Genomic DNA, 15,214 nt, shown 5'->3' on the forward strand with positions numbered 1-15,214 from the left:
TTGCGTAATTATGACAGCTAAACAATTTCAGGATATTGCGCATACAATTCCGTTGCAACCAGGCATTTATAAATACTTCGATGAAAAGAAGGAATTATTGTATGTGGGTAAGGCAAAGAGTCTAAGAAAACGTATCAGTTCTTATTTTACCAAAACATATACTGGTTATAAGACACATGAATTAGTTCAACGAATACAGTATATAGAATTTACGATTGTAGATTCAGAGCAAGACGCTTTTTTATTGGAAAACTCACTTATTAAGCAATTTCAGCCAAGATTTAATATTAACCTGAAAGATGATAAAAGCTATCCTTATATCGTAATAAAAAAAGAGTCCTTTCCACGTATTTTTTTGACGAGAAGAAAAATTAATGATGGTTCTGAATATTTAGGCCCGTTTACCTCAGCAGGAAGAGTTCGTGAGCTTATAAGCTTTATCAGGCAATTCATTCCATTACGCACCTGCAAGCTTAATCTTACACAAAGCAATATAGAAAAAAATAAATTCAAGGTATGCCTTGAATATCATTTGGGCAATTGCAAAGGCCCTTGTGAAGGATTACAAAGCGAACAGGAGTACGCTGAAGGCTTGCAACAAATAAAGCAAATGCTAAAAGGAAACCTAACTCCAATTATTCAGCGTTATAAAAAAGAAATGATCATCCTGTCAGCTGATTTAAAATTTGAGAAAGCAGAACAAGTTAAAAAGAAAATTGAGTATCTCGAAAACTATCAATCCAGTTCAGTAATTGTAAGCAAACATATCTCTAATATAGATGTGTTCTCCATTTTAAAAGAAGACGATATTGCGTACGTTAATTACCTGATGGTACAAAATGGTACTATTGTGCAAACACACACAGTTGAGTTGCAAACAAAACTTGATGAAACTGAAGAAGATGTATTGTCTTTTGCGGTAGCAAATCTCAGAGAAACATTCAACAGTTTAAGTGATGAAATTGTTGTACCGTTTGAAATTGAAAATGCTTTTGACAATGTAGTTATTACAGTACCTAAAGGAGGTGATAAGAAGAAACTTTTAATGCTCTCTCAAAAGAATGCAGACTATTTTTTACATGAAATAAAAAAGAAAAAAACACTACATCTGGAAGGGAAAACAGATATACAAAAAAAGCAAGTTATTTATCATTTACAGCAAGACCTGCAATTACCACAACTGCCATTACATATTGAGTGCTTTGATAACTCTAATTTCCAGGGGAGTTTTCCAGTATCTGCAATGGTTTGCTTCAAAAATGGCATTCCAAGCAAAAAAGATTACAGACATTTTAATGTAAAAACCGTTGATGGTATTAATGACTTTGCTACAATGAAAGAGGTAGTTTACCGGCGCTATAAAAGGCTGCTTGATGAAATACAACCCTTACCGCAGCTAATAGTAATAGATGGAGGCAAGGGGCAGTTGAGCGCTGCTATGGAAAGTATAAGGTTGCTACAGTTAGAAGGGGAAATCACAGTAGTTGGTCTAGCTAAAAATGAAGAAGAAATTTTCTTTAGTGGGGATACGGAATCTTTTAAATTGCCTATGAACAGTGAGAGTATGAAATTGATACGCTACATAAGAGATGAAGTACATCGCTTTGGTATTACCTTTCATCGTAATAAAAGATCAAGAGGTACATTCAGTAATAAATTGGAGAAGATTAAAGGCATTGGAGAGAATACTGCAACAGTGCTGCTACAAAAATTTCGTTCTATAAAAAATGTAAGTATTCAGGAAGAGAAAGCACTTTCAAAAGTTATCGGCGATAAGAAAGCGAAAATTGTATATGAATATTTCCATAAATAAAAAGGGGCCTGGATGAAGATCCAACCCCGTTTTAAAATCCAATATCCTATGAAAAACCGTTACAAATTTACGGTTTAATTACTCATATTCAATATTTTTTTTAAACAAGTTGATAAAAATATTTTCATTTAACTTCAGATTAACGATTAACGCCTTTTAACAAACTGATTTTAAATATGTTATGAGCATTTTTGAGTCCAGGCTTCTTTGCTATTCTCATCATTTCTTGCGTCGCACTCTTGTACAATTGTGCATAAGTCTGCATACCCATGATTCGATTACTTGTTAACTACTTTTATTGATGACCAGCTCTTTTCAAACTACATAGAATTTTATCTGGCGAAAATTAACCACGCAAAGTTGTGGCTATAGGGATGGATAATAACAAAAATCCCACTGATTGAAAACCAGCGGGATTTTTAAATAATAAAACAACCTCTTTAATATTGCCAGAGCGATTGCTCATAATTAAAAATCTTGTCTTTTATACGTTCCCCTTCGAGCAAACGAAAAAGTGTGCTGTTAGGGTAAACTGCAGCAAGGTCAACATCATAAGGATTATCAAAAGATGATTTGATAATATAACTGCTAAACATTCGGCTTTCAAACAAATCTTCCCAACTCATTCTTGCGCCAAAATTTTTTGGATTATACACCTGTGCTTTTGCAAATACGGGCCTTACGTCAGGATAATATACCCACCACACAGGTCCTTCAGAATTAGGTATTGGATCTCCGTTTGAAAGTTTGCGACCTACAACAGGGGCTATTCCCAAAATTCTTACGAATAACCTGCTGCTCTCTTTGTCGAAAATCCATTCTTCTTTTATTCTAAACTTATAAATTGAATCAGGATCAACTGCCTTTTCTCTAACCTGGTATCCAGCAATATTTCCATCGCGATCATATTTCGGGACCGTATCATAACCACTCCCAAATGCAGCAATGGCAGCATCAGGTGTAATAGGGGTAGTGAATCGATCATCTCCAGCATCAAAGGCGGTAATTTCTCCATCTTTTATTGCCCGAACAAGAATACTAATAAATCTCTGGTTACCATTATCTTCTGTAGCTGCATAACGGAAAGGAAGATTTAGCTTTTCTCTCGCATCAATTTCTCTCCAAACTCTAACACGATATACAGCATCATCTTCACGTATATTCTCATATGCAAGAGGTGATTTATCCTTAATAAGGTTCTGCTCGATACCGGCATCATTTCTTAAAGACATTTTTGTAGTATCAAGTAATCCTCCCGAAGTATTTTTTATAACTTCAATCGGCAGAGTTGTATCCCGACCAAGAGAACTATAGTTTGCGCCATATGAGGAGCCGCCGTTATTTGGATTTGCTGTAGTATCTTTCTTATTAGTATTCCCATAAGAGGATCCTGTATTAGTTTGATTACCGCCATAAGTACTATAACCACTTGTAGAGGTAGTCTTCTTTTTTGTAGTTCTTTTCTTTGTTTGGGAAAAGGATGTACCTGTTATAATAAGCGTTGCTGCAAACAGAATCCACTTTAATGATCGAGTCCTCATGATGAAATAATTATTATTACTATATTAACGAAGATTAAATACTATAGGAGCTAAGGTTCGCGTACCACCAGGGCCACTTGCTTTTATTTCATCTATAGAAACGGTAGTGCCTTGTTTTGCTTTTTCGATTAAGTCTCTTACTTTATCAAAAGAATCTCCCTGAACTTGTCTGTATTGTAAATTTGGGAAATTAGCACCAGTCATTACAAGAGTAAAACCTGTTACATTAAATTTAACACCTTCAAATACAAAGTTTTCAAGATCTGCACGTACCCCAAACTGTGCCTTAAATTCATTAACGCCCATTTGGCCTCCTTTATTATTACCAACTTTAGCAACAGGATCTGGTACATTCTTCACGCGGAATTCAAAAGCCTGAGGCTTACCATCGATACTCAAAGTAATATTAGCTTTACCCGTACTTCTGGGCCTAGCTATATACTTTCCGTTACCTTGCTTTACAAGCTCGCCATTATCAATAGAAGCGGTAACTCTTTCGTCACCCACATTACCACCGCTAACACTTAAAGGATTGTCCAATCCTATGTATAATACTTTGACGGCATCAGCACTAACACTAGCGCCGGTAGGAGAACCAACTGTATATTTGATTTCTTTTTCAAGAACACCAGGTGTTCCATCTGGCTTTTTAAAACTAATAACTACTTTCTTAGAATATGAGCCAGGTCCGCCAACATTTGTTTTAAATTCAGCCACACCATCAGCATTTAATGGAATATTTTGCCCATCGATAGTAACAGTAGGCTGCGCAGCTTTACTAAATGCTCCTACCCCTCCTTGTATTGTTAGTTCCTGTCCTGGCATCAAATATTCTGAACTTTGACTTGCAAGTGGCTGGAATTGGTCAAAAATAATTTTTACCTCACCCGTCTTTCTGTGACAGTAGTCTACAACAAGTGCCTCACTGTTTTTCACATCATTTTGAAACTTGCTAAGAATTGTAAGTGCTGCTACAGTTGGTGTCATATGAAAATAAGTATAGCCCCAGTCTCCTTTTGCAGCTGCGCTATTTACATTAGCAGGAGGATTCAGATTCAACGGTAAAGTACTGCCAATATCCTTGGCCATACTGTCATCAATTGCTAAAAGATTGTTTCTGAATTCAGTAAGTTTTTTAAGAAGATTTGCACCTTCCTTATTTTCTACAAATAATCTTGTCGAAGGTTCAAGAGCATCTTCTTTAAAGGTTCCTTTAACGGGATCCAAACCTGCTTCTTTTTTCAGTGTTAATTTTAGCCCATCGATATATTGAGAAACGGCGTCTGAATAAGATTTAGCCTTGTCAGCTTTTGTTCCCCAAAGCTCTGCCCTTTCTCTAGTAGCGGGATCTTTAATTTTTTCGGCAAAGGATTTAAATAGTGTATTATTTTTTTCGTCAATTACATTGTTTGAGTTAATCAAACTTGCATCAACTGTTTTGAAAGCATTCAAAATTTCAGATGATACATTTAGTGCAAGCAGGGCAGTAAGAACCAGATACATCAGGTTGATCATCTTCTGCCGCGGCTCTTTAGGTAGTGCCATTCTGTTTCGGTTTTAATTTTGTTAATTGTTTAATGCTAATTCCTTAATTATCAAAATTATTTACCCGACATTGCACTAATCATGTTACCGTATATCTGGTTAAGCTTATTAAGATTACCAGCAAGTAATGCAATCTGATCTTTTGCTCTGTTAGCATCATCTGCGGTATTAGTCATCGCTTTAGACGCCTCAGCAAGCTTACCATAGAACTGATTCATAGCTTTAAGGTGATTATTGCTTTCTGCTAATTCCAACTCATATATTGTATTAAGAGAAGAAAGATTTTTTGTCAATACCTGTACTTGCTCGTGAAAGACTTTTGCACCATCGGATGCATTATTAAAAGCAACGGCAGAATTGGCAACATTAGCATAGGCTGTACTTACCGCACCCATTGCTTTGCTTGCTTCCTTGGTTTTTTGCTCAAATTCACTCGTAGTTGCAACAACATTTCCTATTTCTTTCATCCCATCAACAGTAGTTCCCAATTTCTGAAAACCTGCGCTTAATTTTGAAAGGTTAGCTGGAGTGATATCAGCTTCCTGCAACATTTTTTCCATTGTTTTTAAAGCTGGATTACCTGCGGCATCTGCACCTGCAATTTTTACCTGATGATCATCAATAGCCGGATATCTTAGATACAAGGCGCCATACACACCAAAAACCAAGGCTTCTGTACCTAAACCAATGATCAGCATTTCATCTGCACCTTTCCAGTGCATAATTTTAAATAATGCACCAACAATTACTACTGCTGCTGCCAGAGAAACAAAAATGTCAACGATTCGGCTTACTTTTGGAGGAATTTGGGCTGCCATAAGACTAGATTTTTAAATTTTCTTTTGATTTTGTTTTTGTTTTTAGGAATACCGCCACTTCACTTTATTAAGTGACAAAAAGTTTGATTTTTAATGATTATTATTACTTATTTTTTTCTCAATTGTGCAGGTAAATCAATTACACAGCGAAAACCTATATAAGATTTAGCTGTATCCTGATATTCATATTGACGTGCACTGGTTTGTAGGAAATAACCTATATCTTTCCAACTACCACCTCGCACAACTTTACGTTTCATACGAGGAGGATCTGAATCTAATGCATTCCATCTTATATCAGGATTCATATCATGTACGAAATTATAGGCACTTTCATAATACAATGAAGATGTCCATTCAGAAACATTTCCAGCCATATTATAAAGGTTAAAATCGTTAGGCCAATAAGCATCTGCCCTTACTGTATAAAATCCCCCATCCTCTACATAATTACCACGACCAGGTTTAAAGTTTGCCAAAAGGCATCCTTTCATATTTCTTAAATAAGGACCACCCCAAGGATATGGAGACTGACTACGGCCACCTCTAGCTGCATATTCCCATTCAGCTTCAGTTGGCAGCCTAAAATCACTTTCAACAGCTTTTTTATTCTTCATCAGCCATGCATTCAGATAACGTGTTCTCCAATGGCAGAACGCAACAGCCTGCTTCCAGTTTACGCCTACTACTGGATAATTCCCAAAAGATGGATGTGAAAAATAACGCTTTGCTTGTGGTTCATTATAAGAGTAAGAAAAATCTCTCATCCAAACCAATGTATCAGGATAAACGGCTTGATTATAACGATATATAAAATCTTTTCTTGGTTTACCTTTATTTTCTAGTTTTGCAGCTTCTTTAAGATCAAATCCCTGAACATTATAGACAATTTTTTCAGGGTCTATTTCCATTTTTCCATATAACCTATTTTCAGGAGTAAGCATTAATGGACTTAATTTTTCCATTGCGGCCTTATCACCCCATTTTAGAGTTGCTGCCTTTTTCCAATCAATGGCCGTATCACCTTCGGCACCTTGTTTAAAATATCCTAGTTGAACCGCCGCAAGTGAATCCCGTGTCCAATTAACAAATTGACGATATTCATTATTAGTAATTTCCGTAGCATCCATCCAAAATCCCATAATTGATATTTCTCTGTTTCGCGCAGAAAGATTATAATTTATGTCTTCATCGCTCGGCCCCATATGGAATGTGCCAGGGGGTACATATACCATACCAATGGGCTTACCCATACCACCTGCAGCGCTAGGAGAAACACCCATCAATTGGCCATTATCGGGAATCGCCCCTTTCGCTTTGCCTTTTTTGAAACAACTTACAGATCCCAAAAGAATCAATGTAAGAGCTGAAATTGTTAGTAACCGGGTTTTCATTTATTATATAATTAAGTGGGATTGAGCAAATGTAAAAATTATAGTGATCTTACTTTTTTCATCACATTCATTATCGGGCACTACCTTTACAACTTCTCAACAAAATACTATTAACGATAATCGTTATGTCTTATTGTATATTTTTAATTTTTCAGTAACAAAATAAGGTCATCAATTATTTTTAAAGGCCTTTCACACGTATAATTTCTACATAAATATATATACGTCTCATTTTCATCGTTGAATTTCCCCTCTAATAATGGCATTCCTACTGTAGGAAGGATAGCCGATTGCATAATTTTATTAGGTATAAAATTTTTGTTTATTAGGGAAGCAATAGTAAACGCATTTTCTCCAGTTACAGCTATTTCATTTATTCCTGTAACCATATGTTGCCATAAGCCTGCCCAGTAACTGAATGAATATGGATATTTAATAACGACTTTATCCAGCGATATCAACATTTTTTCTGCCCTTTTAAGCCATAATCGTTCATTAAATATCATTGCTAAGTATAGTAAATCGAAAGCCATTACTGCATTTCCTGAAGGAACAGCGCCATCATAAACCTCTTTTTTCCTTAATATAATGTCTTCTTGTAAAACAGAAGTAAAGAAAAAGAAAGTATCATCTTCATCAGAAAATTCATCAATAGTTTTTGTCAAAATATTTCTTGCTGCAAAAAGATATTCCTGTCTCCCTGTTACTTCCTGCAAATGAATATAAGCCTGCATTAAAAAAGCATAATCATCTAAAAAAGCCAGGTATTTCGACTGATTATTTTTCCACGTATGTAACCAGTTTCCTTTGCTATCCCTGAGATTGGTTTCAAGAAATCTAATATTGCGGACAGCCATATCTAAGCAAATAGCGTCTCCTGTAGCAGCATAAGCCTTACAACAAGCCGTTATCATTAGAGCATTCCAGCCAAGCAATATCTTGTCATCAAGTCCAGGCCTTATTCTGGTTTGGCGATGTTTAAATAATACTTCCCTACAGTACTTTAGCCTATTTTTTAAGTATATTTCATCTATGGCCATCTTTTTAGCTTGCACTTCAATAGTTTCCTTCAGCCATAGAATATTAGTATGCTCCCAATTACCCTTCCCGGAAATGCCATAAACTTCTGCAAACAGCTCTGCATCATTTCCCAGTAAATGATCTATTTCATTTTTGCTCCACACATAATATTTCCCCTCCACACCTTCACTATCTGCATCTAATGCGCTATAGAATCCCCCTTCTGGTGAGGTTAATTCGCGTTCTACAAAAGCGAGTGTTTTTTTGATAGTCTCTGAATATTTTTCCTGCCCGGTTAATTGATATGCCTCTGCTAAAATGCTTACTAATAGTGCATTATCATAAAGCATTTTCTCAAAATGTGGTGCCAGCCATTGAGCATCGGTACTATATCGTGCAAAACCGCCTCCTAAATGATCATGAATACCCCCTTGCATCATTTTATCAATGCTCAATAATGCCTGTTTTAAGGCATCATCATCTTTGGTGAAATGATAATGCCGCAGCAAAAACTGTATAGAAAAAGTTTGGGGAAATTTCGGCGCATTTCCAAACCCACCCCATTCTTTATCTGCAGACTGTAGCAAATTTTTTGCTATAAGGTCAAGATCATCCTTCGAGAAAAAATTAGATATCTGATCTGTTGCTTTTTTACTAATGCCGAAAGAATTTGCATTTATAATATGCTGTGTAAGGTTTTCTGCCTGCGATTCAACTTCATCTCTTTTGTCCCTGTAAGATTCGTTAATGGCATATAAAGTTTCTTTCCAGCTCATGCGGTTGAATGCGCGAACAGGTGGGAAATAGGTACCTCCGTAAAATGGTTTTGTATCCGGTGTAAGAAAAACATTCAAAGGCCAACCACCACTCCCTGTCATTGTCTGCACAGCATCCATATAAACATGATCAAGGTCGGGGCGTTCTTCTCTGTCAATTTTTATATTAACAAAATGTTTATTCATAATGTCGGCCGTCACCTCATCCTCAAAACTTTCCTTTTCCATTACGTGACACCAATGACAAGCCGAGTACCCAATACTTACCAATATAGGTTTATCCTCCTCTTTCGCTTTTTGTAATGCTTCTTCGCCCCACGGAAACCAATCCACAGGATTATGCGCATGCTGCAGTAAATAAGGACTTGTTTCCTTAATTAACCTGTTGGTAAACTTTTTTTCCAAAAGAGTGAAAATGGGTTTTCTTTTGATCCAGGCTACATGGCAGTTAGCATCGCCTGTTGTGTCACTCACTTGTACGTTTAGAACAATGCTTAATTAATAGCAGAACAACAACAATATTAAGTTGATTATTTATCATTCTCAAGTACAAGAGTGCGACGCAACAAAAGCTTCATAGCAGCAGCATAGCCGGGTTAAAAATAATAAATTCCGGAGATTGTAATTACAACCATCCATACCACTTACAAAGTTAGGCGCCCAACACTACCGGAATATTTTATTTTTTAAAAGCACGCTGCTTTAGCTTTGCACAAATTTTCTTGGATGAAGATAATATTCAGATTAACTGCTGCTTCCTTTATTTTGTCTTTGGCCGCATGTGCGCCTAATAATGTTACTAAAGACGATACTTTGAAAAAGTATTTTGATGAAAACAAAGTAACCGGAACATTTGGATTATTTGATAATGGCCAGGGGATGTTTACAGTTTATAATCTTGGCAGATATAAAGATTCTACCTATTTACCAGCTTCTACTTTTAAAATAATCAGTTCCATGGTAGGGATACAAACCGGTAGAATTTCCGGTGAGAAAATGATTATCCCATGGGATGGCATCATTCGTAAATTTCCTAACGGTGATACAGCCACTGCGTGGAACAAGGACCTTACTATGGAAGAAGCCTTTAAAGTTTCAGCTGTACCTTATTACCAGGAAGTGTCCAGAAGAATTGGGAAAGATACAATGCAACGTTGGCTTGATACACTTGGCTATGGTTCACGTTATAAAAAATTCCAAATCACCAACAACATAGATACTTTCTGGCTTGATAACTCGCTTAAAGTAACCCCTGATGAACAACTTGGACTGGTAAAAAAATTATATTTTAATCAATTACCCTTCCAGGGCCGCCCACAGGATATTGTAAAGAAGCTGATGCTGCAGGAAAGTAACTCCAATTACAAACTCAGCTATAAAACTGGTTGGGGCAATACTGAAAATGGAGACGCTTTAGGCTGGATAATTGGCTGGATAGAAGAGAACCAGCATCCCTACTTTTTTGTGCTAAATGTTGAAGGCCCGCATGATACAGATATTACCACCGTACGAAAAAACATTTTAGATGGCATACTTAAACAATTAGGGTTTTTTGAAGGCAAGAAATAAATATCAATTCAGTTGGTTTATAAAAGATCCAAAGCAGTTGTAACAAATTGAATGTGTAACTTTTTCCCAAATTGTATTGATTAATTTCTTTCCAAATTCCGTTTTTCATCTCTCAACGCATATCTTTGCGCCAAATTTCAGGATCGGTATGATATCAAAACGTGTCAAATGCTTGTTGGTAGCGGTTTTCAGCCTAATTTTTACTCATTTTACCGCACCTTTAATAGCACAGGAAAATAACGATGAAGCTGCCAAATCCGGAGCAAATCATGAAAAAAAGAAAGAAGCCTTTGATGCTCAGGAAGTTATTTTCGGACACGTACTAAACGCCCATGAATTCCATTTTCTTGATTTGCCAAGTGGCCCTGTAACAATTCCATTACCTGTTATTTTATATTCCCCTGAACGTGGTTTTACCAGCTTCATGTCATCCAAATTTGAACATGGTCATGCTACTTACGAAGGTTACAAACTGGAAGATGGTAATGTGGTTGCAGTTGATGCTAATGGTAATATTGATGAAACTGTAAAAGTGTATGACCTTTCACTAACCCGCAACGTAGTACAAATGATCCTTGCACTGATTATACTTGTATGGATCATGCTTACCATTGCTAAACGTTACAAAGCAGGGCAGGGTGTTACTTCTGCTCCAAAAGGTATGCAAAACCTGATGGAACCTGTTATCACTTTCATCCGCGATGAAGTAGCAAAACCAAACCTTGGCAATAAATACGAAAGGTATTTTCCTTACCTGTTAACTGTATTTTTCTTCATTCTTATAAATAATGTATTTGGATTAATACCAGGTACTGCGAACGTAACCGGTAATATAGCGTTCACTATAGTGCTGGGTGTAATTTCTTTTATAGTTATAATGTTTAGTGCAAACAAACACTATTGGGCGCACATCTTTAATCCTCCTGTACCCGGAGGCATTAAAGCAATCATGATCCCGGTGGAAATTCTTGGAATTTTTACCAAGCCTTTTGCATTGATCATTCGTCTTTTTGCAAATATGCTCGCAGGTCACATTATCATTATTTGTTTGATATCGCTGATATTCATTTTTGCAAATATCAGCACCGGAATCGGCTGGGGATTTTCTCCTGTCTCTATTGCATTTTCAACATTTATATATTTGATAGAAGTTCTGGTAGCATTTATCCAGGCATTCATTTTTACAAATCTTACTGCAGTATTCATCGGGCAGGCTATCGAAGAAACACACGGTAATGATCATCATCAAGATCATCATGTAGAAGGCGAAAAGGTAACAACAGCAGCTTACGATGATGCAGTAATTGCATAAGTCTTTTTAAAACCAATATAAAAGAATAATTATGGACTTAATGAACGTTCTGTTAAGCGACGTAGCATGGGCAAATGCCGGAGGCGCAATCGGTGCAGGTCTTGCAGCAATCGGTGCAGGTATCGGTATCGGCCAGATTGGTAAAGGCGCAGTAGAAGGTATAGCCCGTCAGCCGGAAGCTGTGAACGACATCCGTGCAAACATGATCCTTGCAGCCGCACTGGTAGAAGGTGTTGCACTTTTTGCCGTTATCGCAGGTATCCTTGCAATGTTCGTGTAAACACAAATTTTTTACTGCATCCAAAGCACAGGGCGGAGGATGCAGTAATTTTCACAGTTCTTTTCGTAGTTTTTTATGAACCCGGCTATTGAATAAGCATTGAGCTTTTCTTGCGTCGCACTCTTGTACGTTTGGTATATAACTGAAAAAATCATAATCATCTCCATTGTGGAGAATAGGAGGAATATATTATGAAATTACTTACACCAGAATTTGGTTTGTTGATATGGACACTGGTTTCATTCCTTATCTTTTTTTGGATCATGGCAAAATTTGCTTTTCCCGCCATTACAAAAGGTTTGAAGGCACGTGAAGAAGGCATTGCCAATTCACTTGCTTCGGCTGAAAAAGCAAAAGCAGAAATGGCATCTTTAAAAAGTGAGAACGAAGCTCTAATGGCCAGGGCCCGTGAAGAAAGAGCAGTAATGCTTAAAGAGGCTAAAGAAGAAACCAATAAAATGATTGCAGAAGCAAAGGAAAAAGCCAAAAATGAATATGATCGTATTCTTGCCGATGCCCAGTCTGCTATTCAGCAACAAAAGAATGCAGCATTGACCGATGTGAAAAATCAGGTTGGTAACCTTGTAATTGAAGTAGCAGAGAAAGTGTTGCGCAAAGAATTAGCTAACAAATCAGAACAGGAAAATTATATTAAGCAATTAGCAGACGGAGTAAAGTTAAATTAATTAATGTGCAGATGTGTAAATGTGCGAATGAAATCTGCACATCTGCACATCAGTCAATTTGCAAATTGAATTATGCCCAATCCACGTTTAGCCGCACGATACGCAAAAAGCCTGATTGACCTTGCTACAGAAAAAGGCCAGTTGGAAGCTGTTTATGCGGATGCAAAATATTTACAGGCTGTATGCAAAGCAAGTAAGGATTTTACCAACTTGCTACATAGTCCTGTTATTAAATCTGATAAAAAACAACAGATCATTGACGCGGTTACTGCAGGTAATGTGAGCACTATTACTGCCTCGTTTAATAAACTGCTGGTGGCAAAAAACCGTGAAAGTGAATTGCCTGAGATTTTTGACACATTCATTGATCAATACAATACCATTAAAGGAATTCATAAAGTAAAACTCACAACAGCAGTGCCGGTAAGTGAGGAACTAAAGAATGCAATTGTAGCAAAAGCAAAGACAGAAGCTGGTTTGGCTGAAGTAGAACTTGAAACAAAAGTTGATGAAAGTTTGATCGGCGGTTTTTTACTGGAGTATAATAATAATCTTGTTGATGCAAGTATTATTCGTGATCTGAAGGATATAAAGAAGCAGTTCAGTCAGAACGTTTACGTACAACAGATAAGATAGTTGCACAAAGAATAAGATGCTCAAGAGTGCGACGCAACAGAAGACAAATGAAATAAAATACTGTAGCTGGGTTCAAAAAAATTCAACTACTTATTTATAAACTACAAATTGTAAACAGTTAAATATGGTTCAGATTAAGCCCGACGAAATATCAGCAATACTGAGGCAACAATTGAGCAACTTCAATGCCTCTGCTGATCTTGAAGAAGTGGGTACCGTACTCCAGGTGGGTGATGGTATTGCACGTGTTTACGGATTGAACAATGTTCGTTCCGGTGAACTGGTTGAATTCGAAAATGGTGTAAAAGCTATTGCACTTAACCTGGAAGAAGACAACGTGGGTGTGGTGTTGATGGGCGAAAGCAAGGGTATTAAGGAAGGTGATAAAGTGCGTCGCACAGGAAATATCGCTTCTATCAAAGTAGGCGATGGTTTATCTGGCCGCGTTATTAATATGTTAGGGGAACCTATCGATGGTAAAGGCCCTATTACTGGTGATTTGTATGAAATGCCTTTAGAGCGTAAAGCACCGGGTGTAATCTATCGTGAGCCGGTAAAAGAGCCATTACAAACTGGTATCAAAGCAATTGACGCGATGATCCCAATTGGCCGTGGTCAGCGTGAGTTGGTAATTGGTGACAGGCAGACTGGTAAAACAGCTATCTGTATCGATACCATCATAAACCAGAAAGAATTTTATGCTGCAGGCAAACCTGTTTACTGTATATATGTGGCGATTGGCCAGAAAGCTTCTACTATTGCCGGTGTTATGAAAACATTGGAAGATAATGGTGCAATGGCATATACTACCATTGTTGCTGCTTCTGCAAGTGACCCTGCTCCACAACAGTTCTATGCACCATTTGCCGGTGCAGCTATTGGGGAATTCTTCCGTGATAGCGGCCGTGCAGCATTGATCATCTTTGATGATCTTTCTAAACAGGCGGTTGCTTACCGTGAGGTTTCTTTGTTGTTACGCCGCCCGCCAGGTCGTGAGGCTTACCCTGGTGACGTATTCTATTTGCATAGCCGTTTGTTAGAGCGTGCTGCAAAAGTTATCGCCAACGATTCTGTTGCAAAGAACATGAACGATCTTCCTGATTCAATCAAACATCTTGTAAAAGGGGGCGGTAGCTTAACAGCCTTACCAATTATTGAAACACAGGCGGGTGACGTATCTGCATATATCCCTACTAACGTTATTTCTATCACAGACGGTCAAATATTTTTGGAAGGTAACCTGTTCAACGCCGGTATTCGTCCTGCAATCAACGTGGGAATCTCTGTAAGCCGTGTAGGTGGGAATGCGCAGATCAAATCAATGAAAAAAGTGGCTGGTACATTGAAACTTGACCAGGCGCAGTATCGTGAGCTGGAAGCCTTCTCAAAATTCGGTGGCGATCTTGATGCTGCTACTAAATATGTAATTGATAAAGGTGCACGTAACGTGGAAATTCTTAAACAACCACAGTATGCACCTGTAACAGTTGAAAAGCAGGTAGCTATCATTTATCTTGGTACACAAGGTTTACTTCGTGATGTAGCGGTTAAAAATGTAAAAGCATTTGAAGAACATTTCTTAACTGAAATGCAGAATAAAATGCCTGAAGTACTGGCCGAGTTTAAAAAAGGTAATTTACCCGAAGACGGTATTACTAAAATGGTAGAATTAGCTAAAGGTTTGATGCCGGCTTACAAGTAAGAATAATTTTTATAAGTTATAAAAAGGGCCCTGATAAATCAGCGCCCTTTTTGTTTATATTCAAATTTATGTACTTAGCTTTTGTAAAACTGTTTAGCTTTTCTTGCGTCGCACTCTTGTAC

At 37.3% G+C, this 15,214-nt stretch carries 12 protein-coding genes; 7 read left to right on the forward strand and 5 right to left on the reverse strand.

Annotation, left to right across the window (positions count from 1 at the left end; all coding sequences use genetic code 11):
• Window positions 1-10: 10 nt before the first annotated feature.
• A complete protein-coding gene (uvrC, locus tag FRZ67_RS09475) occupies window positions 11-1,813 on the forward strand; it encodes an excinuclease ABC subunit UvrC (protein ID WP_147189321.1) in 1,803 nt (600 codons plus the stop codon).
• A gap of 440 nt (window positions 1,814-2,253) precedes the next feature.
• Here the strand turns inward: uvrC and porN are convergent, their stop codons facing one another.
• The 5 genes from porN to FRZ67_RS09500 form a co-directional block, all read right to left on the reverse strand.
• Entirely contained in the window at window positions 2,254-3,354 is a 1,101-nt protein-coding gene (gene porN / locus FRZ67_RS09480; protein WP_147189322.1) for a type IX secretion system ring subunit PorN/GldN, read from the reverse strand.
• Between the two features lie 24 nt (window positions 3,355-3,378).
• On the reverse strand, window positions 3,379-4,899 hold the full coding sequence (porM, locus tag FRZ67_RS09485; RefSeq protein WP_147189323.1) for a type IX secretion system motor protein PorM/GldM: 1,521 nt from the start codon (window positions 4,897-4,899) through the stop codon (window positions 3,379-3,381).
• Window positions 4,900-4,955: 56 nt separating this feature from the next.
• Window positions 4,956-5,717, reverse strand: coding sequence for a type IX secretion system motor protein PorL/GldL (gene porL, locus FRZ67_RS09490; RefSeq protein WP_147189324.1), 762 nt, complete (start codon window positions 5,715-5,717; stop codon window positions 4,956-4,958).
• Between the two features lie 107 nt (window positions 5,718-5,824).
• Window positions 5,825-7,111, reverse strand: coding sequence for a T9SS ring complex lipoprotein PorK/GldK (gene porK / locus FRZ67_RS09495; protein ID WP_147189325.1), 1,287 nt, complete (start codon window positions 7,109-7,111; stop codon window positions 5,825-5,827).
• Window positions 7,112-7,254: 143 nt separating this feature from the next.
• A complete protein-coding gene (locus tag FRZ67_RS09500; RefSeq protein ID WP_225975561.1) occupies window positions 7,255-9,381 on the reverse strand; it encodes a thioredoxin domain-containing protein in 2,127 nt (708 codons plus the stop codon).
• 252 nt (window positions 9,382-9,633) lie between these two features.
• Here FRZ67_RS09500 and FRZ67_RS09505 point away from each other — a divergent pair, with 252 nt between their 5' ends.
• The 6 genes from FRZ67_RS09505 (at window position 9,634) to atpA (ending at window position 15,092) form a co-directional block, all read left to right on the forward strand.
• Window positions 9,634-10,476, forward strand: a complete 843-nt coding sequence (locus tag FRZ67_RS09505; RefSeq protein WP_147189326.1) for a penicillin-binding transpeptidase domain-containing protein — start codon at window positions 9,634-9,636, stop codon at window positions 10,474-10,476.
• A 148-nt stretch (window positions 10,477-10,624) separates the two neighbouring features.
• On the forward strand, window positions 10,625-11,788 hold the full coding sequence (atpB, locus tag FRZ67_RS09510; RefSeq protein WP_147189327.1) for a F0F1 ATP synthase subunit A: 1,164 nt from the start codon (window positions 10,625-10,627) through the stop codon (window positions 11,786-11,788).
• 40 nt (window positions 11,789-11,828) lie between these two features.
• Window positions 11,829-12,068: an ATP synthase F0 subunit C gene (gene atpE, locus FRZ67_RS09515; RefSeq protein WP_262713666.1), complete on the forward strand. Its 240-nt coding sequence runs from the start codon at window positions 11,829-11,831 to the stop codon at window positions 12,066-12,068.
• A 191-nt stretch (window positions 12,069-12,259) separates the two neighbouring features.
• On the forward strand, window positions 12,260-12,754 hold the full coding sequence (gene atpF / locus FRZ67_RS09520; RefSeq protein ID WP_147189329.1) for a F0F1 ATP synthase subunit B: 495 nt from the start codon (window positions 12,260-12,262) through the stop codon (window positions 12,752-12,754).
• A 72-nt stretch (window positions 12,755-12,826) separates the two neighbouring features.
• Window positions 12,827-13,390, forward strand: coding sequence for an ATP synthase F1 subunit delta (gene atpH / locus FRZ67_RS09525; protein WP_147189330.1), 564 nt, complete (start codon window positions 12,827-12,829; stop codon window positions 13,388-13,390).
• Between the two features lie 124 nt (window positions 13,391-13,514).
• Window positions 13,515-15,092, forward strand: a complete 1,578-nt coding sequence (atpA, locus tag FRZ67_RS09530; protein ID WP_147189331.1) for a F0F1 ATP synthase subunit alpha — start codon at window positions 13,515-13,517, stop codon at window positions 15,090-15,092.
• The last annotated feature ends 122 nt before the right edge of the window (window positions 15,093-15,214 follow it).

Origin of the sequence: Panacibacter ginsenosidivorans (assembly GCF_007971225.1) — a bacterium.
GTDB lineage: Bacteria > Bacteroidota > Bacteroidia > Chitinophagales > Chitinophagaceae > Panacibacter > Panacibacter ginsenosidivorans.

What these genes read in the sequence shown, in the direction of transcription:
- uvrC (WP_147189321.1), top strand. Translation starts at nt 11, where the DNA reads ATGACAGCTAAACAATTTCAGGATATTGCGCATACAATTCCGTTGCAA.
- porN (WP_147189322.1), bottom strand. Translation starts at nt 3,354, where the DNA reads ATGAGGACTCGATCATTAAAGTGGATTCTGTTTGCAGCAACGCTTATT.
- porM (WP_147189323.1), bottom strand. Translation starts at nt 4,899, where the DNA reads ATGGCACTACCTAAAGAGCCGCGGCAGAAGATGATCAACCTGATGTAT.
- porL (WP_147189324.1), bottom strand. Translation starts at nt 5,717, where the DNA reads ATGGCAGCCCAAATTCCTCCAAAAGTAAGCCGAATCGTTGACATTTTT.
- porK (WP_147189325.1), bottom strand. Translation starts at nt 7,111, where the DNA reads ATGAAAACCCGGTTACTAACAATTTCAGCTCTTACATTGATTCTTTTG.
- FRZ67_RS09505 (WP_147189326.1), top strand. Translation starts at nt 9,634, where the DNA reads ATGAAGATAATATTCAGATTAACTGCTGCTTCCTTTATTTTGTCTTTG.
- atpB (WP_147189327.1), top strand. Translation starts at nt 10,625, where the DNA reads ATGATATCAAAACGTGTCAAATGCTTGTTGGTAGCGGTTTTCAGCCTA.
- atpE (WP_262713666.1), top strand. Translation starts at nt 11,829, where the DNA reads ATGAACGTTCTGTTAAGCGACGTAGCATGGGCAAATGCCGGAGGCGCA.
- atpF (WP_147189329.1), top strand. Translation starts at nt 12,260, where the DNA reads ATGAAATTACTTACACCAGAATTTGGTTTGTTGATATGGACACTGGTT.
- atpH (WP_147189330.1), top strand. Translation starts at nt 12,827, where the DNA reads ATGCCCAATCCACGTTTAGCCGCACGATACGCAAAAAGCCTGATTGAC.
- atpA (WP_147189331.1), top strand. Translation starts at nt 13,515, where the DNA reads ATGGTTCAGATTAAGCCCGACGAAATATCAGCAATACTGAGGCAACAA.